The sequence below is a fragment of the Olivibacter sp. 47 genome, from assembly GCF_030372825.1.
Lineage (GTDB): Bacteria > Bacteroidota > Bacteroidia > Sphingobacteriales > Sphingobacteriaceae > Olivibacter > Olivibacter oleidegradans.
This window is the reverse complement of sequence record NZ_JAUCNR010000001.1, coordinates 567,506-586,986: the sequence shown is the minus strand read 5'-3', so window position 1 is coordinate 586,986 and position 19,481 is coordinate 567,506. Positions and strand designations below refer to the sequence as shown.

The window sequence follows — 19,481 nt, the reverse complement described above, 5'->3', positions numbered from 1 at the left end:
TTTTAAGTTATTTACAATGAAGCTGCCATAATGCACCACCTCCTAAAAATACTAAGGGTTAGTGCAATCCAGAACGATTTGATGTGCCGCAGGCATTATCTGGAAAACCGCCTCATTTGTTTCGGCACCTTGTTGAATTGATCCCTTGTTACAATTAAGACTATAAGAAAAATTTCGAAATTCCGCCTTTACTTGTTTGCGCGTAATAGATTGGAAAGGCAGGTTCGCAGATACCGCGGTGTGTAGTTCCAATATCCAATTGAATCCTTTTTCTTTCGGTTTACAGTTCACTTCAAAGCGGTCTTCGTGGAAAATGATCGTAAAAATATTTCCCGCTTCATCCCGCGTGCTTACCTCTAATACATTTTTTTCCTTCTCTGTTACCGTTGGGTCTTTTAAAGAGAGGCTCACTTTTCTTCCACCAGAACCTATTTTCACGATGCGGAGTCCCGCGCGATCCTCTTTCGTACTCCAGTTAAAACCATCTACAATGGGTAGCGCATAATAAAAAAATTGGTTCCCGGTACCTGCTTTCCGCAAATAGCTGGATTCAAATTCTTCATCAAATAGATGTATATCCCGGAATCGAAAACTTTCTTTTTCCCACAACAAGTTAGTACGGTAGTAACGGCTGTTAAACCATACACTTTTACGCCCTTCATCCCGCACATCATCGATCGTTGTCACGGCCGTTGCTGGCGTCATATCAAACCTTGCTTTGAACCAGGCCGCGGAACTTGCCAATGTTTCTATCCGGATTTTCCCGGCTTTCGATAATGAATCAAATAAGGGAAATTGCATGGTTAAACCTGCTTCCATTCCATCCCAAGTGAACGAGTTTTCCTGACCAGCTTGTGCATAGCTAAAGGCTAGGCAGGGCTGGTTCACAACAGATTCCAAAAAGTACTCGACCCATTTTTTATTCTTACCTGACTCCTGGTAAACGGGCTCCAGAGAGATTACTCCTTGACGGGAATCTCCCAAGCCGGTATCGTATTGGTAAATAGGATCGCTCCCGAGCATGCGAAAAATCGGAACCGGAATCTGAGACATCTTGCTTTGTGCTGGCATATAGGCATTCAGTTTACTAGGATAATAGGCTTGATTCCAATATCCGCCCCAGAGCGTATACCCATCTGTTCCTACCTGATCTTTGCAATTACAGGAAGCAATGATTCCATATTTGTCATACATATAGGCCAGTGTATGTGAGTCGATAAACCAAGAACCAACCGACTTGGGATATTGGCCATAGATCTCTTTAAACTTTTCCATATAGACGTCTACCAATTTTTCTCTTTCTTCCGGACTGTAGCCAGTGGTGAAGGCAATATTAGCATGAGAAACCCACGCATGTTCTCCGCGCCATTTAATACCTGCGGCTTCTACATGCGGCTGCGTAATTTCCCACCAAGCTCCAATTTCACAGTTTTCGCGTAACTGGCTTTTCATGAGCGTCTGATATTTCGGATTAATCAAAGCATCGTATTGAAACAAGAAAGTAGCCGGAAACTGATATTGATTGACAAGTTGAATCTGCTTCCTTACCGTTTCGAACAAGAGACTATCGGCATCTTGTACCCGGTAGTCTGTTTGACGGATGAAATTCACAATATTGATGATTCGGGGTGCCTCGTTACCAGTTCGATCATTTGCTTGACCGTAGGCGAGGTCATACATTGTATTCGTTATAAAAATCAGGAAAATAAAAAAGAATGCTTTTTTTGTATACATAGAATTTATTTATTTATTGAAGAGGGAACCTTGTTGCGTACCCCCTTCTTTTTCTGTTATAAGTTACCAGCCCGGATTATTGGGTAATAAATTAGGATTGAGCGTTAACTCATCCAACGGAACGGGATAATAATAATGTTTAGGTGTTCTGAAAAAACGGGCATTCGCCGGGTCGATAATCAGAAAGCCATTCGCATCTACATTACCCGGGTTACCGTCGTTCAATACCTTGAGTTGTTCATATTGCGTTCCTTTATATTTAATGCCAAGTAGAGGTTTAACGAGTTCTGTCGCGGCGGTTTTCCAGCGGCGTAGGTCGTCTCGTCGAAAACCTTCAAAAGCTAACTCGATGGTACGCTCGCGACGGATTTCGGTCAACATGTCCAAAGCGTTGCTGTTCACAAAGGCATTACTTAGCACCGGCATTTCCACGCCTTTCCGCGAACGGATCACATTGATTGTTTGATTCAGCACATTATCACTGATAGCACCATCTTTCTCAAAAGTGGCTTCAGCTAAGATAAGTAAGACTTCCGGATAACGGATAATATGGTAATCATAGATTGCTTCATTAACACCGGCAACCGTTTCGCCCATAAACTTCCATAGCTTGTAACCTGTGCGGGTTTCCGGGCGAACGGTAAACTTTGCTACACACGAGTCGGGACCATTAGCATTGCGGTAGTTGGTGCCGGGCATGATAAAAGTTTGCGACATCCGGGGATCACGGTTACTGAATTCATCGCTGATTTTCTCATAACCCTGAAAGCCCGAATTGCTTTTTTCGATGGGAAGGCCGCTGCTTTTGCAGAGGTACATATCAGCCAATTTTTTGGTCGGCGTTCCCCGCCAGCCCCAATAAACGGAATGCGCGGCAGAATGCATGCGGATGTTTTTGGCATAACGACTGTCGAAGATGCCCTCGTGTGAGTCATCCCCTTGGTCAATGAACAGCTGACGATAGCTATCGTCCCCTGCGCCCTCGAATAATTGGTATTCGTTGCTTTCGATAACCCGTTTTGCAGCATCTATCGCTTGATCCAATAACTGACCGTAGTCGCCCCGATGCTGGTGATATTTGGCCCATGTTCCAGCAAAAAGAGCTACACGTGCTTTTAAGGCAAGGGCTGCTCCTTGAGTAACACGACCGAGCTCGCTCGACTGAACTTCACTTTGTTTAGGGAGCTTAGAAGCAGCTTCTTCAAGTTCCGACAAAATGAAGTCTTCGGCCGTCGCCTGTGGTTGACGCTTGCCATATAGCTCTTCGGAGTCGGTGCTCAAAACACTCGTTAGAATCGGAATGTCATTGAAGCGCTTCATTAAGCGCCAATGGTTATAGGCCCTGAAAAAGCGCGCCTCCGCAACATAGCGTTCAATTTCCTTTGGATCGCCGGCATAGCTTTCACTTTTTTCAATGATTTTATTGCAATTGCGCAGGTCTGCAAAGCGATTGCTCCATAAAGTATCGCTGGTAGGAGCGCTCCAGGTGCCATTGCTGAAAACGTCTGGAGCTTGATTATAGCCAATATCACTATCCACATCTTTCACGTCAAATGATTCAGCAGTAGTATATAATTGATTGACCGCTTTCATAAAATCGCTCGGCCCTTTCCAAAACTGGCTGTCGCTTAGGTTATCTTTGGGGCTTAAGTCGATCTTCTGACAATTGACCATAAGCAGTAGTATCGCGATGGCTGTAAAGATTCTTGATGGATATTTTTTCATGATGATATACATGTTACGTTTAGAAAATAAGATTAAGGCCCAATGAATAATTACGTGCAAAAGGATAGCTTGTGTAGCTGCCACCACCTTCTATATTGCCTCTATCTTCCGGATCCCAACCGCCCGGTGTATTGTGAATTTCGAATAGGTCCTCACCACTGAAATAGATCCGAAGCTTTTCAAGTTTGATCCGCTGGGTCAATTTTTTAGGGAAAGTATAACCGATCTGGAGGTTCTTAAGCCGGGCATAGCCGACCCGATGGGTGGTGTTAGTAGAAGGATTATAGTTGTAATAGCGTTTATCCGTCAGCGTAATGGCCGGGTATTGGGCATCGGTCCGCTCGGGTGTCCAGGTTTTGCCATACCAATATTGCGCCGACTGGAACCAAGGGTAATAGAAGGGCATGGAAGCTTCACCTTCTAAAATCATAGTGCGTCTGCCTATGCCTTGAATGAATGCCGTGAAATCAAAACCCTTATAAGAAGCAAAGAGGTTAATACCAAAATTATAACGCGGGTTGGTGTCTCCCAAATAAATTAAATCGCCTGATCCTGGGCTGCCGTTGCCTAATTCAGATAACCTGCCATCACCGTCCAGGTCTTTATACTTTGCATCACCAATGCCTACCTGGGTTTGGATCATCCCTTCATTGGGGAAACGTGCCCGATAGTCGGCCAACTCCTGCTCATTCTGGATAATGCCGTCAAACACATAGCCAAAGTAAGAATTTAAGGGGTAACCTGCCGGTGTAGCGTTATTGCCAAGCTCAATCAGGTTGTTACCGATCCGTTGCGTTACTTTATTTTTCGCATCGCTGATATTGGCACGTACGGAATAGCTGAGATCACCCACTTGGTCGCGCCAGCCAATATTGAGTTCCCAGCCCTGAACAGCCAGCTTGCCGCTATTGGTAGTAGGCGCTTCAATACCCAATGCCGATGGGTAGGCAATGGGTATCAACATGTTGTTATTGTTTTTCCAGAAATAGTCCAACGAACCATACAAGCGATCGCGCAGCATACTAAAATCCATACCGATGTTTTTCGAGATAATGGTTTCCCAGGTTCTTGATTTTGAGACGAGGTTGGACTGTGTAGCCAGTTGGCCGCGCTGGCCATTACCGAAGGGATAATAGCCTGCGTAAAGGCTCACTAGCTCGATATAATCATAGGGTCCAATGCCAGACTGGTTACCCATTTCACCATAGGAAGCCCGCAACTTCAGATCATCAAAAAAGTTCAGCTTTTTGATAAAAGCCTCCTCGGCCAGACGCCAGGTAGCATTTGCACCCGGAAAATAGCCCCAGCGGCTATCAGGGTCAAAACGCGAACTACCATCTGCTCTGAGGGTTGCCTCCAGGAGGTATTTATTGTTGAACGCATAATTAACCCGCGAAAAGAACGAATTGATGGTCCAGGCATTACCATGGCTCGTAGCTAATTGGTCTTGTGCGCTGCCTAAATTCAACGGCATGGACTCCTGCTGATCGAAATTGATGCGCTTAGCACGAAACATATCGTAATTGGCAGATTCGCTTGCCGCACCAATCATTACACCGATATCATGCTGTCCGATGGTTTTTTGTAGTCGCCATATAAAGTAAAATTCTTATAAAGCGTTTTAGCATATTTTCGTTCGGCACTATTAGGGAGTCTAGCTGTCCGATGGTTGACATTATCCCAATTGTAGCTATATAATATTTTCTGCACAATGGAACTATCAATGTCATTCTTACGTACCACCGCTCTTCCTACCAAGTTCAGGTCTTTGGTTACTTTATAGGTCAACTGGTTGTTAAAGGTGAGGTTTCCTCCGGTAAGCGAAGATTCTCCACCCTCTTCCAATACCTGTGCCGGATTGTCAAAACCTTCGAAGGTGTAAAAATTGCCTGCAGGATTACGGAGTGGTGCCCAGCTTCGCGTTTTATAGGTAAGTTCCCATATGTTTTGCCCTTCACTGATACCCGAGGAATAGTTTCGGTTATTGGCTTCATACGATAAATTAAAATCGTACTGTAGGTTTTTGGTGAGATCAATGGTTGATTTTGCCCGCGCATAATAGCGTTTGTCATTATCAATGCCAAATTTAGGTAACCCTTCTTCGCGGGCATGCCCCAAAGATATCAGGTAGGTATATTTATCGCCACCTCCCGAAATACCAAGATGATAGTTCTGTAGACTGCCGTTGCCAATGATTAATTTGTTCCAATCTTGATTTTTATAGAATTTGGGATAGCCCGTCCACCGTCCCCAATTAGAAGTAGGGTCTACACGGTCGCTACCTTCCAGAATAAGTTGCAGTTCTTCTTGAGTATATTCGATGGGGAAAGAACCATCGCTGATTTCCAAGGCCATTGCAGCGTGCTCGTATAGGCTGGCTGCTTCCTTCACCAAAGCCGGTGTTTTAAGCGAGTAATAGCTGTCTAAAGAAATTCGAAGGTCTTGATTTTTCCGACCGTTCTTTGTGGTCACTAAAATAACGCCGTCCGCCGCTCTGGCTCCGTAAATAGCAGCCGTTCCATCTTTCAAAACCGAAATATTTTCGATATCGGCTGGATTAATCAGACCGATATCACCTTCTGCTCCATCGATGAGTACCAGTGGAGAACCGCCGTTAACAGAGGATACATCGCGTATACGCAATGCCGGACTGCTACCGGGTGCCCCACCATTACGGACCACAGTAAGCCCCGGAACCTGTCCTTGCAGTGCGTTGGCGGCATTCCGTACCGGTCGTGATTCGAAGGTACGTGAATCTAGGGTGGATACCGCTCCTCCTAAGTTCGCGCGTTTGACCGTGCCGTAACCTACAGCTACTACCTCTTCCATTTGTTGCATTTCTCCCGTCAGCGTAACACTGACCGTTGTTCGGGCGCCGATGCTTTCCTCAAGGGAATTATAACCGAGATAGGAAAAAATCAATACACCCTCTGTTTCACTTACTCGGAGACTATACTTACCGTTTGCATCAGTTAACGTACCGATTTTGGTGTTTTTTAATAGCACGCTTACACCTGGTAAGGGCTCTCCCATTTCATCAAGCACTTGTCCGCTAACCATTTGCTGTTTACCCGTTGCCGTCTGCTTGGCGCTTTTAGGGCTTACGGCTGTTAAAATCACATCATTGCCAATAACTTTATAATCAACTTCACGTGTGGAGAAAATATCTGATAAAATTGCAAGAACCGCTCGTTTATCAGCCTTTATAGATATGGGCTGTTCTACATCAATGAGGTTTCCATCGTAAAAGAAACGAAAGTCAGATTGTTCTTCAATCGCATCTAGTACATCAATGATTCGTTTATTTTTAAGCTCAAATGATAATTTGGTTTGCTGCGCATAAGAATCTATTGCGAATACAACATTGACTGACAAGAAAAAAAATGCCAGTATTAATTTCATAGTACGTAATATATTGGAGAATTTGCAATAACAATAATGCCAGCTCCACGCGCGTTGGAGTTGATAGACAATTTTCATATTTTTGTTATGATTTAAGTAAAAAAATAAATTTGTTTTTGATTTATTTTACGCGGGAACATGCTGGTAACATGTTTCCGTGTTTTTATTTTTAGGTGCTCTTATTTTATCATAGGCAATTACATTAGGTTTATACCAAGATCGTCCCCAATCTTTTTGTTAGCGTTGTTTGGTTATTTTTATTAAAGGTTTTGTTCCGGTTTTTGGTGTCGCATGTTCAAATGAATAAGTCATTTTCGATGCAAGCGTAATATAATCCAGTACTTGAAGTAAAGGTTTATTTTCAAAAGTACCCGTAAAGGTCCCTTGTTCAACAGACCTATCAGCGACTTCAATGTCAACATCGTAAAACGTACTGATGCGATTCAGTACCTCTTTCATCGGTGTTTTTCTGAATACCAAGCGATTGTGCAGCCAGTCTAATGCTCGATCCGTGTTAACTGTTGTTATGGATAGATTGTTGTCTTCTGTTGTATAAATTGCTTTTTCAGTAGGTTTTAAACGTTTTTTTATCTTTTTTTCCGGAAAAGCCAACTCAATACTTCCGGATATCAGTGTGGTCTGAAAGGTTTGGCTTTCTCGGTTTTCTTCTATGCTAAAAGCCGTTCCCAAAACGTTGATATACATAGCGCCATCACCAACCTTCACCTGAAACGGTGCCTTTGCATTCGGTACGATCGAAAAGTATCCTTTGCCATGCAAGGTAACGTGCCTTTCTTGATCCATTAAAGCCGGATAACTAATACTGCTTCCTGCGCCAAGAAAAACCTGAGATCCGTCTGGCAGTGTCAGTTTGGTTTGCGCATGGTTTTGAGCAGAAACCGTGACAAGGGTAGAGGAAGTTGCTTTTGGGCTGGGGGTAATAAATAGCGTACCCAAGCCGACTAATCCGATAAAAATGGCTGCAGCGATGCTTACTCTTTTGAGAATCCGCAACCGCTTTTTTCCCCGCATGCGCTGCTCAAGATGGTTGAATGCAGTGTGTGAATCTGTATATTTTAGTCTCTGTTCTACTTGTCGTGCATCATAAATAAAGGCCATGCGTTGTAGGAGTAGTTGATTGAGAACGGAGCTATTGGCCCACTTTTCTACCAGCTGTTTTTCTTCAGCAGTAAGTGTTCCCGCGAGATAGCCCATCAAGGTAGACGCCTCCGGTATTCCGTTATATTGGTCTTTATTCAAGTTTATGCTGTTTTATACACGGACGACACATAACTCTCCGCATACCCTAAACTAAAATATTTTTTTCTTGTGTTTTAGAGTAAACAATTGCTTTTGTTGCTATAGTGATAATCCCTATCTTTGTTTGCAACCTGATGATATTATGAATGATCTAGATCTCTTCGAGGCCATACGAGAAGGGAATTTGCTTGCGTATAAAGAGATGTTTCTGAAATATTATGCGCCTTTGTGTGCCTACGCTGCCCAGTTTTTATCCGATACGGATGCAGAGGAGTTGGTGCAGGATCTGATGCTCTATATTTGGGAAGCAAGAAAGCATTTAATCATCGCCACTTCCCTCAAATCCTATCTTTTTATTGCTGTAAAGAATCGATCGTTCAACGCCATCCGCAAGCAAAAATACCGCGAACGCATACATGCTAAACTTTACGACAGTTTAGAAGGAGAGCAGCTAGATGATCCCGACTTTTATATGGCAGATGAATTGGCCCTTAAGATAAACGATGCCATTCGAGATCTCCCGGAAAGCTATCGCGAAACATTTGAAATGAGTCGTTTTGAAGGGCTGACCAATGCAAAGATATCATCCAAACTTGATGTGTCCATTAAAACGGTGGAGTATCGAATAACCAAATCGTTGAAAATATTGCGAGGTAAATTAAAAGATTACATGATGCTATTTTGAGTACCATCAGTTGGTCGGTATCACGTATGCCGTCCTATTAGGAGAAAAGCAGGTCGTCTCAAGATCAGGCATTTCAGTTACAAGACTCCTTGATTTAGTTACAAGGGTGCGGAGCCGAATGCAGATTTTTGTATCAGTAATTGTTAATTGTAATACTTATGAAAAATCAAGCAGCGTCAAAGAACAATAAGCAGCCGGTTGCATTGGTGACAGGCGCCAATCAGGGTGTAGGTAATGAAATCGCCAAAGCGTTAGCAGCAAATGGCTATCAAGTATATGTAGGTTCACGTAACTTAAGCAATGGCGAAAAAGCAGCCGCTGAAATCGGTGAGAATGCCACGGCTATCCAGCTGAATGTTACCCAACAACAATCCATTAACGCCGCAGTAGCGCGTATCGAGCAAGAATATGGCCGCCTTGATTTGCTGGTCAACAACGCGGGTATATCCCATGCTGGAAAACCCGGTCGACCAATGGAAGAGGTTTTGGCAGAAGGCCGTGCTACCACCGCATCGCTTGACGAAGTGCGGGCAGTTTGGGAAACCAACGTATTCGGCGTCATTGCCGTAACACAGGCAGCGCTACCCTTACTGCGTAAGTCTGATGCGGCCCGCATCGTCAATGTATCGAGCGGGCTGGGATCACTCACTTGGGTATCCGACCCGGCTTGTTGGGCAAGAGAGCACTTTGGTGTAGTATATGCCGCATCAAAAACAGCCCTTAATGCCGTTACCCTTTCCTTTGCCCTAGAACTGGAAAAAGAAAACATCAAGGTTAACGCTACGAGCCCGGGTTTTACAGCCACTGCGCTGAATAACTTTCAGGGCACGGACAGTCTGGAAGTGGGGTCCCGCGAACCGGTTCGCGTAGCGCTGGAGACGGACGGCCCCACCGGTCGTTTTACCGGTCCGGATGGCCCGCTACCTTGGTAAACCGTCATCAAGTACAAGATAGTATTAAGGTTGCTTACTTTATGACCGTTGCTTGAAATAAGAAACGGTCATAATCATTATCTTACAGCATGAAACCGCAAACGCCAAAAGTCGCCAAACTCGAATCCATAACCGAGATACACCGTATACTCGGTCTTCCGGGCCCTGGTCATCCGCTGATCAGTTTACTGGATACCACAGAAGGGCGGATCAACCTAAGTCGATTACCATTAAGTTACGTAACCAGTCTTTACAAAATTTCCTTTATAACAAAGTTAGGTGGCAAGTTTAGATACGGCCAAGGCTATTATGATTTTGACGAGGGAAGTCTTCTGTTTACAGCACCTAACCAGCTTGTTGGTAATACCTCAAACTACCAAGGGAATGAAGGTTATTCGTTGATTATTCATCAGGATTTTTTTCAAGGATATCCGCTAGCTGCGAAAATTAAACAATACGGTTTCTTTTCCTACGCCTCAAACGAGGCGCTGCACCTGTCCGAGAAGGAGCGGACAACGGTATCGTCCATCTTTGCCATCATTCGCGACGAACTCAATAGCCGGATAGACGATTTCAGCCGCGAAGTAATTATTGCACAGATCGAGTTGCTGCTGAGTTATGCCAAGCGCTTCTACAAGCGTCAGTTCTTGACCCGCCAGCCGGCTAGCAGCGACTTACTTCAACAATTGGAAGAACTACTGAATACCTACTTTGAGAAAGGCGAGGCGGTAAAGCACGGTATGCCAACCGTACAATACTTGGCCGAACATTTACATTACACCGCCAATTATCTAAGCGATATGCTGCGTTCGCTCACCGGTCTGAATGCCCAGCAGCATATACATGAAAAGCTCATTGAGAAAGCCAAAGAACTACTCGCAATCACTACCTTAACAATCAGCGAAGTAGCCTATGAGTTAGGTTTCGAGCATCCGCAGTCATTCAGTAGGCTATTTAAAATGAAAACGAAACTTTCGCCGATGCAATTCAGGGCAGCCATTTGATTTACCTAAATCAGGAATATTTCTGAGCGTATTTAGTGCAGCTTATCTCGTGCCGTTGGAAATCTACTGTGCGCTTTCGAACACTAGCCGTCCATAAACGAACAGTAGATGCCAGCCAAAGTGCGGATGGCACGACTTAGAAGAGATTTAATGCATATGGCAGTGTTCTTGTTTTCTCAGGATAAAGCTTCTGTCTTATGATAAGAAATTATATTAAGATTGCACTGCGAAACCTCCGCAAGAATCCGGTTTATTCGTTTATCAATATATTTGGCCTCGCTTCAGGACTAGCCTGTTTTATCCTCATATTGATTTTTGTGCAACATGAATTATCGTATGATCGATTTCATAAAAATAGTGATCAGCTATATCGCGTTATACAGCGGCGTCCAGATTCTAAAGGAGCGGATCATTGGGCTGCTACATCACCCGCATTAGCTTCTACCCTCAAGAAAGAACTTTCGGAAGTTACGAGCGCGACTTCGGTGTTTCCAACCTTTAATCCACTGATCAGTTTAGGTGACAAACGCTTTACGGAGGAAGGAATTCTTGCTGATACTAATTTCCTAAAAATATTTACCTTTCCGTTTCTACAGGGCGATGCGGCAACAGCTCTTGAAAGTCCCAATAGCATTGTGCTTACCGCCTCTTTTGCTCGAAAAATATTTGGTGAGCAAAACCCTATTGGTCAAACGTTGACATACCAAAACCAACAACCGCATATTGTTACGGGTATTATGGCTGATGTACCTGAAACCTCGCATCTAGCCTTCAGTTATATTCTCCCTGCATTATCTGATCAGTACTATCGAGATTGTATCACCAGAGAACCTTGGTACAATAACGGTTTGTATACCTATGTGGTTTTAGCATCAGGAGTGGATACCCATAGGGTAGAGGAAAAAATGCGTGCTTACATTGACAGAAACTTGGCTGATTGGAGACCGGAAGATCGTATGGCTTTTTTATTCCAACCCTTGCGAGACATTCATCTCAAATCGCAACATCTGAAAACATTTCCCTTTGAGAAGGGGGGAAGTCAAAGATACGTATACCTTTTTTAGCAATCGGTTTCATTGTGCTACTACTCGCTTGTGCCAATTATACCAACATAGCGGTAGCTCGGTCTATCCAACGTGCTCAGGAAGTTGGTGTACGAAAAGTAGCGGGGGCCCGGCGATGGCAACTTATGCGACAATTTTTGGGTGAATCTGTAATCATGACTTTGCTAGCACTTCTGCTGGCATTAGCGATGGTACACCTACTGTTGCCTTCATTTAGCCAGTTAATGGAGCGCCCCATTCATATAGATTATTTAAGTAATCCCATGTTGTTGCCAGCGCTATTAACGCTTGTTGTGCTAGTAAGCCTAATTTCAGGTAGCTATCCGGCCTTGCTGATGAGCAGGCTTAAACCCGTTACTATACTCAAGGGCAAGAATACAGTGCCCGCTAGTCGTTTTACATTACAACGCGTATTAACTGTCGGACAATATGCTGTTTCTATCGCTTTGCTGGCAGGGAGTTTCATTATATATAGACAGATGCAATTTGTCCAGCATAAAGAGCTTGGATACGATCGGGAGCATATCCTTACCATAAAAGTCAGTGATGCTAACTTGAGTCAACGCTACTCCACTATTCGTGAAACGTTGTTGCACGATCCTCATGTGGTTGCAATGAGCTATTCGTTATACTTACCCACGGATGTGATTACCAGTCAAAGCATGTCTGGTTGGGAAGGTAGTGATGGCAAACTATTGCCAACCCAAACCACTGGTATAGATTATGATTTTCTCGATGTTTATGGGATACCACTTGTTGCTGGACGAGGGTTTTCGCGTCAATTCGGAACAGACACACTTGGTGCTCCCATTGCACTTATAAATGAATCTGTTGCTAAGGCCTTGGGTTGGACACCAAAAGAAGCTATTGGTAAGGAGTTTAATTACTCCGATGGGCGTGGTCAAAGGCGAATTGTGGGGGTGGTGAAAGATTTTCATTTCAATTCCATACACCAACCACTCGGACTACTTGTACTGACACTAGATCAAGGACCTTCAGGATATATTTCTGCGAAGATCCGATCGGAGAATTTGCAGGAGACTATTGCGAAGTTTGAGCGGGTGATTAGGAATGTTACCCCATATCCCTTTGATTATCAGTTTATCGATGATAATTTTAATAAATTATATAAGAATGACATCAGACTTGGGGAGCTATTCACCTCATTTACGCTACTTGCCGTTTTGATCGCCTCTTTGGGACTATTCGGATTGGCAGCCTATTCTACACAACAACGCATGAAGGAGATCGGAATAAGGAAAGTGCTGGGTGCGAGTATTCCAGGTATCGTAAGGCTGTTGAGCAAAGATTACATTAAACTCGTACTTGTCGGTTTTATTATCGCCGTACCCTTGGCCTGGTATTTTATGAATCGCTGGCTAGAGAATTTTGCATATCGGGTTGACCTGGATTGGTGGATATTTGCCTTAGCAGGTATATTTGCCCTTATGATCGCTTTGCTAACGGTGGCTTTTCAGTCATTGAAAGCGGCCTGGATGAATCCCACGAAGTCGTTGAGAGCAGAATAATTTTGGTAATTGACTCCTTATTTCTTTACCGGTGTAAACAAATTGACCAAATTACCGTCAGGGTCACGGAATAATAATGATTTATTTCCCCAAGGCATTAGCGTAGGTTTTTGAACAAGATAGGGCTGTAAAAGATCCGCCAATCTTTCATAATCACGATCTACATCTTCAACCCTAAATTCTATGATCACACTACGGTTTGTGGCGGACTGGGCAACAGAATCGCCACCGAAAAACTGCAGCGTTCGAGTACTTCCTATCGCTAAGGTTGCCGTTTTTGTTTTCAACTCCACAAAATCAGGCGTGTAATGCACAACAGAACTTTGGGTCACTTGTTCATAAAATGCGATTAAGCCATTTATATTGGCCGTTATAATTCGGATTGATACTAGATTCATGCTGTCTTCTTTAATTGTACATTTCAAAAGTAAGTTAGCCTTATGACAACTGTATGTCAGGAGCAGTTGAATTTTTTTATATATTCAGATTATAGGAGTTTATAAGTTAATGGTAACTTTGTTCATATGACAAAATATTCCAAAGGCTAACTAGAAGAGGCGCTAGAGGCTTTAAATTCAACACTTGGCAAATGCGAAAAAGCCATACTCAAATTAAGAGAAAATTCGGCTCAACATACCTTAATGATGCGTAGAATTAATGCATTTCGTATTGCATTAGCGCTTGTTGAAAACGAATTGCAGGTTAACGATTGATCGTTTCCGCAGGTTCCAAACCATCCGGCTCATTTTTATGTTTTAACCCTTTTACGATCAAATAGGCGATAAACAAATTAGGTAGCCAACACCACCAAGCCACAATAATATAAGCTGATCTATAATTGCCGATGATTGAAATCAAAATAGGCAACCAAATTCTTAGCGTTACGGCAGCAAAGCAAGATGCATAACTATATACCATCATAATTTGATGGGTCAGAAACTGTTTTTTCTTGACAGTTAAGTAAGCCCTCAACGTCGTATAAAACCAAATCACGGCCAAGCAAGCAAATCCAAAGGAGGTCCAGGGGCCTTCATCTGCAAACAATGCGATGTAAAAGCCAGCTAGAGAACTTAATAAAACCGATCCGACATAAATTTTACCAACTTGCCTGTGAAGCAAGGGTGTTTTAATCCGCAGTTTTGAACTAAATTGAACCCACCCAATAAGTAAGGCAAGCCCCCCTAAAATAATATGCGTGTAAAAGGCAACATTCCAGAATGTATCTGTTAAAAGCCATGCCGGTTTTGAATTTAATATTCCCACTCTTCCGGCAATTAAGAAATATTGCAGCGGATATAGCCCAATTATTATCGATAAAGCAGCAAATAGAATCCAAGAAATCTTTTTTATCATTATCATCATTTAAGTTTACCAAGAAGACATGCCTGTTTAACAAGAAATGAGGTTGATCACTTTTATCGCCGGGTAGTCAAGTCAGATCTACTTATTTCTTACACTAAAGATATATTTTTATATTCAAATAATGTAACTATTGAGCCTCTTTGTCGGCAATAGAGAGCTTAAAGATAATAATGAATGGTCTACAATTGGCCTTAAAGTTTGTTCTGATAGTAGCACAGTAAAAGAAAAACGAATAATTTTAACGTAACGCTTGTTATCTATCGGGAGTTAAGCTTTGTAATGAGTTCACACCTATTTATGCCATGCAGTCAAGAACGTGCATGGCTTCTTTTTTTAATCATGATAGGGGTGTAGGCTTATAAAATTTCCACTTCTTCAGGGATTACCAATAAGAGAAGGCAACCCAGCTCTGTATGCACACTATGTTTGAAGTTGGGGGGTGTATATAAATAAGAGCCCTCGGAGAGTCTTGTTTTCTCAATAATGGCTTCTCCCTTCAATACAAACAACTCTTCTCCCGCCGGGTGGTTGTGGTAAGGATAAGCAGCACCAGGTTCGAATTTAAGAAGGATGGTTTTAGATCGCTTTGTTAGCTTGTCGTATCGAAGCGACTTTACAAATATGCCTTCGTAATGATGATTATTCTCGATTAAAGGAATCCATTCAATGGCTTCGCTTTGAACAATGTAATTGTTAATATTAGTGTCCATAACTTGTTTTTAATGCTTTACAAAGATCCATATAGATGCGAAGCCATAAAATGGACAAAGCTTGGAAAAACATGTAATATTTAGAGGAGATAGGCCTTTCTATAATCTTTTGGCGATAGTGTTGTGTGTTTCTTAAAGAAGTTAGAAAAATAGAAAGGATCGCTAAAACCTAGCTCGAAAGCTATTTCCTTAATGGAACGGTGCGATTGATAAATAAGCAGTCGTTTCGCCTCAGACACAACCAGGCTGTAAATTACGTTTTGCGCGGTTTTACTGGTATGAAGTTTAGCTAGTTCATTTAACTTTGTTTCTGTCGTATTGAGGATAGCAGCTATATCAACCAAAGAGTAATTTCGAGAAAAATTATTCCTCACAAGCTCTAAAAAATATAAAAACAGAGCGCTAGGCTTCCATATTTCATCTCCACGAGCAATTTTAGCCCGATTAACTTCCACGATTAACAGTTCGATGTATGTACGAAGCGCAATATGGTATTGATAAGGCTGTGTGCTTAGTTCGATATCAATAGCATTCAGTAACCCTTCAAATTTTTCGGTTTCATAAATGCATATTACCTCATTCATTCCAAAATGGCAGAATAAGCCGGTGTGGAAAATTAGTTCGATATCGTTTTCATCCTTGCATATAAAGTCCAGCGTAAATTCTAAAACTCTTATACATCCTATTATTTCTTTAAAATAATGGACCTGACCAGAGGTGATGGAAACCAGTTCATTTTCGGTGAGCGAAAACTGTTGCGCGTCAATAACAATACTGGCAGAACCCTGTTGGCACCAAATCAGTTTATATCTGAGTACTCGTGTAGGTTTATCGCTATCAACACCGTTAAGCGTATACAAACTAATCATAGCCTTCTAATATAATTTATTCGATCTTGGTAAATCGTTGTCAACGCTTATACCACACGGTAAAAAAAAGTATAACATAATTTCCATGTGATAGTTTCTTTGATACGTACCGAAAATAAGAAGAAGTTTTCTAATCTTCATGGCGAAGAAAAAAGACGATTAAAACACATTCTACTAAATTCGAACAGAGGTATTTCTATTGCGACGCTAGGATATGACGGGCGATCTAAGGTGACTGCATTAAGCATTTCCACTAAATATTATACCAACAATACTTGGAAGCAAGAACTACAGGTGATATTGACTGATTCCGTTCGAGTATGATGATCGAAGGAGTAACAATCATAAACATAAAATGCAGCCTCCAAAATTTTCGGTAGCTATAGGCTAAGTAAGAGCAGTTACGTGGTAGAAAATTTTGCCGCTGCGAGGTTCTTTGCTTCTTTCTTCACGGCAAAGAAAGAAGACGATTAAAACATTTACTAAATTTGGAGCAACGTATTCTTTTGCAGGGAGTGACGTTAGACTAAGGATAAACAATCTAAAATGGATACATTGAGCATACACGATTACGTTTCAGACCGGCAAGCGCCCAGAAACAAAATCTTTCTTCCACAAAATCTGATTTCGTTATTAGAACAAGGCGAGAAAGTAGTGTATTATGCCAACAGCAAAACCATTATTACAGACAAGCAATTTGCGATACTTTCTTCCGGTAATTGTTTAATGACCGAAAAACTTCCGGTAAACAATCATTATCGTAGCTTGATGTTGTTCTTTGATAATACGACATTAGCCACATTCTTTATTAAATACGCTTCTATAATTGACAAAATTCCATCAAAACCCGACAGACCCAATCAGCCGTTTGTCGTATTTGAGAAAGACGAATTTATCAGAACCTACATCACCTCGCTTAAGCTCATTCAATCAAAACCCGCATCTTTTCTGAAAAAATAATAGAACTGAAATTTGAAGAATTAATGTTGCATCTACTTGAAAAATACCCGAACGAAATGCTTGCGTTCCAAGTAAAAAATCAAGAAAAATATTCAGACTTTGAAATACGGAAAGCAGTTGAATTAAACATAACCAACAATCTCACCTTAGAAGAATTGGCGTTTTTGTGCAACACAAGCGTATCTACTTTCAAGCGAAAATTTGTAAAACTCTACCATGTAGTGCCAAGCCAATACTTCCAGCAACAAAAAATGGAAATGGCAAAGACCCTGTTGTTACAGAACGAAAATCCGGGCGAAGTATATTATAAAGTTGGATACGAAAATCATTCAAGTTTTTCGAAATCGTTCAAACAGGTTTATGGTATAAGCCCTAAACAATTTCAGCAGCAGAATATGGCTGTTCCTCAACAGCAATTGAACGATCTGCGATAACGCTGCCATATACAAGTCTTCTACTTTTGCGTTACACTTTAACGCAACAAAAAATGACAAAAAAGTATCTGTTGGAAATTGCTAATTATAGCAACTGGGCTGATAGCGCTGTAATCAAATGGCTTGAACAAATCAGCGATGAGCAATGGGAAAAAGAAATAGCAAGCAGTTTTAATTCAATTGCAAAAACAGCAATTCACCTAGTGAGTGCTAAAAAGATTTGGATTGATTTTTGGAAAAATGTAGCTAATCCGGCTTTTCTTTCAGCTCGATTTACGGGAACAAAAAGCGAGCTGATTGAAATCTGGAAGAAAACAATGGACGATTACCAAGATCTCATTGCGAATTACCCCGAAGCAAATTATTCCCAGATAATTTCGTTTAAGGTAAGAGGGAAAGAATGGAAAATGGAGTTTGCACAAACCGTTTTACACCACAACAATCACGCTACTTACCATCGCGGACAATTGGTAACCATGCTACGGCAAGTCGGTTTTACTGGTTTTTCTAACACAGATTTGGCAACTTATTTTGTCACCGGTTCGGTTGGGTGATTATAGCAAGCTGAATACGCTGTTATCCGCTGATTTAAAAAATGAATGGCTTAAAGCTTTATACTGGCCATTATGACTTTCTCAAATCATTTTATAGACAGTAATGCAAGTAGGATAGAAGCTAACCCTCCATTAATTTAGCTAAAATCTGTATATTAGAGAATCAATTCATTTGGGACAATTCCTTAAACCCTAAATTATGCGTAATAATCATCGTAAATCTTTGATCGCCGTTAGCATAATAATTCTTGTCGTCTTATCTATTTCTTTAAGCGGCTGGTCACTAGTTCCTTTCGGAAAACGATATTTGCCGGATTATTTCTTTGACAATGTTTCCAGCGGAATCAAAGGGTATGTCCGACCAAATGATCGACTAATTCTCCTGAACGACTCCATTTTCCATCCGGAAGAAGGAAAATACGCACCTGGCGTAAGTCATGCATCCACTATAGTGGAATACAGCAGGGAAAAGGCGATGGAAAAATTCGGAGATGCCGGGCAGTATGGTGCAGTAGAGATAAGAGGAGGCAAAGCACAGATCTTTTATGGAAGGGAAGATAGTGTTCGTATGAATAAAAAAATGGCTCTTCTCTTGGCTCATAATACCGGTTCCGTTCCTTCTCGCTTAAACCTGGGCCTTAACGCCATTCATTCCACTGGAGAAATAGATGATACGCTATTTCTAGGATCCTTAAGTTACCGTTTAAAAGGTGATACGTTGCTGACATTAACACCGGATAACCTATATTACGTCAGCAACAGTGAGACAAAAAAGGAAAAAAGTAGACGCTTACTTATTTATCGCTATGGGAAATTAGACACTATTTTAAATGGCCGGATAAAGATTGAAGGAAACATCGAACCCGGCTCAAACGTATATACCTATAACAGAGGCATAGCCATCTATCACAAATGGGCAGCAAACACCCTTGTCGGCGTCTTGGGTAATCACCACGTATTAACCGTTAATGGCAAGAATATTAAGGAGCCCCTTAGTAGGGTACAAGCAACAGGCGGTTCTGTACACTACCTGAATGGAATAGAGGCAGTGAAGAAATATGGCATAAAAGGATTGTTCGGGGCTGCCGAAATTTCCGGAAATAGTTTGAAGTATTTCCGGAATTGAGTAAAAAACGTTAAGAATAATACTGTAAGTTTATAGACGTCAATAATTTAATTGCTATGTATGACTTTTTTATTTAAGAATACCGTTTCTAAATTTCTACGCTGAATGGTGAAATCAACATGTCTTTCCTT

Annotated in this window: 18 protein-coding genes; 9 read left to right on the top strand and 9 right to left on the bottom strand. The window is 41.8% G+C overall.

The window, feature by feature from the left end; genetic code table 11:
* Positions 1–51 precede the first annotated feature (51 nt).
* The 5 genes from QT327_RS02535 to QT327_RS02515 form a co-directional block, all read right to left on the bottom strand.
* Positions 52–1,734 (bottom strand): hypothetical protein, encoded by a 1,683-nt coding sequence (locus QT327_RS02535; RefSeq protein ID WP_130858369.1) that lies wholly within the window; start codon positions 1,732–1,734, stop codon positions 52–54.
* Between the two features lie 63 nt (positions 1,735–1,797).
* Positions 1,798–3,459 carry a RagB/SusD family nutrient uptake outer membrane protein gene (locus QT327_RS02530; RefSeq protein WP_149105938.1) on the bottom strand — a complete coding sequence of 554 codons (1,662 nt, stop codon included), beginning with the start codon at positions 3,457–3,459 and terminating at the stop codon, positions 1,798–1,800.
* A gap of 19 nt (positions 3,460–3,478) precedes the next feature.
* Positions 3,479–5,011 carry a SusC/RagA family TonB-linked outer membrane protein gene (locus tag QT327_RS02525; RefSeq protein ID WP_289551935.1) on the bottom strand — a complete coding sequence of 511 codons (1,533 nt, stop codon included), beginning with the start codon at positions 5,009–5,011 and terminating at the stop codon, positions 3,479–3,481.
* Positions 5,011–6,861, bottom strand: coding sequence for a SusC/RagA family TonB-linked outer membrane protein (locus QT327_RS02520; protein WP_289551932.1), 1,851 nt, complete (start codon positions 6,859–6,861; stop codon positions 5,011–5,013). Before QT327_RS02520 ends, QT327_RS02525 begins: the two co-directional genes overlap by 1 nt.
* 237 nt (positions 6,862–7,098) lie before the next feature.
* The gene (locus QT327_RS02515) at positions 7,099–8,121 is read right to left on the bottom strand and encodes a FecR family protein (RefSeq protein ID WP_130858366.1); all 1,023 of its coding nucleotides are present in this window, start codon (positions 8,119–8,121) and stop codon (positions 7,099–7,101) included.
* A gap of 142 nt (positions 8,122–8,263) precedes the next feature.
* Here QT327_RS02515 and QT327_RS02510 point away from each other — a divergent pair, with 142 nt between their 5' ends.
* The 5 genes from QT327_RS02510 to QT327_RS02490 all read left to right on the top strand — a co-directional run bounded on the left by QT327_RS02510 (position 8,264) and on the right by QT327_RS02490 (position 13,335).
* A complete protein-coding gene (locus QT327_RS02510) occupies positions 8,264–8,806 on the top strand; it encodes an RNA polymerase sigma-70 factor (RefSeq protein WP_130858365.1) in 543 nt (180 codons plus the stop codon).
* A gap of 158 nt (positions 8,807–8,964) precedes the next feature.
* Entirely contained in the window at positions 8,965–9,738 is a 774-nt protein-coding gene (locus QT327_RS02505; protein WP_130858364.1) for an SDR family NAD(P)-dependent oxidoreductase, read from the top strand.
* Between the two features lie 89 nt (positions 9,739–9,827).
* On the top strand, positions 9,828–10,742 hold the full coding sequence (locus QT327_RS02500; RefSeq protein WP_130858363.1) for a helix-turn-helix domain-containing protein: 915 nt from the start codon (positions 9,828–9,830) through the stop codon (positions 10,740–10,742).
* A 197-nt stretch (positions 10,743–10,939) separates the two neighbouring features.
* Positions 10,940–11,806, top strand: coding sequence for an ABC transporter permease (locus QT327_RS02495; RefSeq protein WP_289551930.1), 867 nt, complete (start codon positions 10,940–10,942; stop codon positions 11,804–11,806).
* On the top strand, positions 11,788–13,335 hold the full coding sequence (locus QT327_RS02490; RefSeq protein WP_354004804.1) for an FtsX-like permease family protein: 1,548 nt from the start codon (positions 11,788–11,790) through the stop codon (positions 13,333–13,335). The genes QT327_RS02495 and QT327_RS02490 overlap by 19 nt, the downstream gene beginning before the upstream one ends.
* 17 nt (positions 13,336–13,352) lie before the next feature.
* Here QT327_RS02490 and QT327_RS02485 read toward each other — a convergent pair whose 3' ends face one another.
* From QT327_RS02485 to QT327_RS02470, 4 genes are all read right to left on the bottom strand, one after another.
* Positions 13,353–13,733, bottom strand: coding sequence for a VOC family protein (locus tag QT327_RS02485; RefSeq protein ID WP_130858361.1), 381 nt, complete (start codon positions 13,731–13,733; stop codon positions 13,353–13,355).
* 304 nt (positions 13,734–14,037) lie between these two features.
* A complete protein-coding gene (locus tag QT327_RS02480) occupies positions 14,038–14,688 on the bottom strand; it encodes a DUF2306 domain-containing protein (RefSeq protein WP_013667673.1) in 651 nt (216 codons plus the stop codon).
* A gap of 365 nt (positions 14,689–15,053) precedes the next feature.
* On the bottom strand, positions 15,054–15,407 hold the full coding sequence (locus tag QT327_RS02475; RefSeq protein ID WP_013667672.1) for a cupin domain-containing protein: 354 nt from the start codon (positions 15,405–15,407) through the stop codon (positions 15,054–15,056).
* Between the two features lie 80 nt (positions 15,408–15,487).
* Positions 15,488–16,276, bottom strand: coding sequence for an AraC family transcriptional regulator (locus QT327_RS02470; RefSeq protein WP_289551927.1), 789 nt, complete (start codon positions 16,274–16,276; stop codon positions 15,488–15,490).
* A 546-nt stretch (positions 16,277–16,822) separates the two neighbouring features.
* Here QT327_RS02470 and QT327_RS02465 point away from each other — a divergent pair.
* The 4 genes from QT327_RS02465 to QT327_RS02450 all read left to right on the top strand — a co-directional run bounded on the left by QT327_RS02465 (position 16,823) and on the right by QT327_RS02450 (position 19,350).
* Positions 16,823–17,236, top strand: a complete 414-nt coding sequence (locus tag QT327_RS02465; RefSeq protein ID WP_289551926.1) for a hypothetical protein — start codon at positions 16,823–16,825, stop codon at positions 17,234–17,236.
* A 23-nt stretch (positions 17,237–17,259) separates the two neighbouring features.
* Positions 17,260–17,670: a helix-turn-helix domain-containing protein gene (locus QT327_RS02460; protein ID WP_289551925.1), complete on the top strand. Its 411-nt coding sequence runs from the start codon at positions 17,260–17,262 to the stop codon at positions 17,668–17,670.
* Positions 17,671–17,723: 53 nt separating this feature from the next.
* Positions 17,724–18,224, top strand: a complete 501-nt coding sequence (locus tag QT327_RS02455; RefSeq protein ID WP_289551924.1) for a DinB family protein — start codon at positions 17,724–17,726, stop codon at positions 18,222–18,224.
* Positions 18,225–18,423: 199 nt separating this feature from the next.
* Positions 18,424–19,350 (top strand): hypothetical protein, encoded by a 927-nt coding sequence (locus QT327_RS02450; RefSeq protein ID WP_289551922.1) that lies wholly within the window; start codon positions 18,424–18,426, stop codon positions 19,348–19,350.
* Positions 19,351–19,481 lie beyond the last annotated feature (131 nt).

What these genes read in the sequence shown, in the direction of transcription:
- QT327_RS02455 (WP_289551924.1), top strand. Translation starts at nt 17,724, where the DNA reads ATGACAAAAAAGTATCTGTTGGAAATTGCTAATTATAGCAACTGGGCT.
- QT327_RS02495 (WP_289551930.1), top strand. Translation starts at nt 10,940, where the DNA reads ATGATAAGAAATTATATTAAGATTGCACTGCGAAACCTCCGCAAGAAT.
- QT327_RS02480 (WP_013667673.1), bottom strand. Translation starts at nt 14,688, where the DNA reads ATGATAAAAAAGATTTCTTGGATTCTATTTGCTGCTTTATCGATAATA.
- QT327_RS02465 (WP_289551926.1), top strand. Translation starts at nt 16,823, where the DNA reads ATGGATACATTGAGCATACACGATTACGTTTCAGACCGGCAAGCGCCC.
- QT327_RS02525 (WP_289551935.1), bottom strand. Translation starts at nt 5,011, where the DNA reads ATGATTGGTGCGGCAAGCGAATCTGCCAATTACGATATGTTTCGTGCT.
- QT327_RS02505 (WP_130858364.1), top strand. Translation starts at nt 8,965, where the DNA reads ATGAAAAATCAAGCAGCGTCAAAGAACAATAAGCAGCCGGTTGCATTG.
- QT327_RS02535 (WP_130858369.1), bottom strand. Translation starts at nt 1,734, where the DNA reads ATGTATACAAAAAAAGCATTCTTTTTTATTTTCCTGATTTTTATAACG.
- QT327_RS02460 (WP_289551925.1), top strand. Translation starts at nt 17,260, where the DNA reads ATGTTGCATCTACTTGAAAAATACCCGAACGAAATGCTTGCGTTCCAA.
- QT327_RS02500 (WP_130858363.1), top strand. Translation starts at nt 9,828, where the DNA reads ATGAAACCGCAAACGCCAAAAGTCGCCAAACTCGAATCCATAACCGAG.
- QT327_RS02475 (WP_013667672.1), bottom strand. Translation starts at nt 15,407, where the DNA reads ATGGACACTAATATTAACAATTACATTGTTCAAAGCGAAGCCATTGAA.
- QT327_RS02520 (WP_289551932.1), bottom strand. Translation starts at nt 6,861, where the DNA reads ATGAAATTAATACTGGCATTTTTTTTCTTGTCAGTCAATGTTGTATTC.
- QT327_RS02450 (WP_289551922.1), top strand. Translation starts at nt 18,424, where the DNA reads ATGCGTAATAATCATCGTAAATCTTTGATCGCCGTTAGCATAATAATT.
- QT327_RS02470 (WP_289551927.1), bottom strand. Translation starts at nt 16,276, where the DNA reads ATGATTAGTTTGTATACGCTTAACGGTGTTGATAGCGATAAACCTACA.
- QT327_RS02510 (WP_130858365.1), top strand. Translation starts at nt 8,264, where the DNA reads ATGAATGATCTAGATCTCTTCGAGGCCATACGAGAAGGGAATTTGCTT.
- QT327_RS02530 (WP_149105938.1), bottom strand. Translation starts at nt 3,459, where the DNA reads ATGAAAAAATATCCATCAAGAATCTTTACAGCCATCGCGATACTACTG.
- QT327_RS02485 (WP_130858361.1), bottom strand. Translation starts at nt 13,733, where the DNA reads ATGAATCTAGTATCAATCCGAATTATAACGGCCAATATAAATGGCTTA.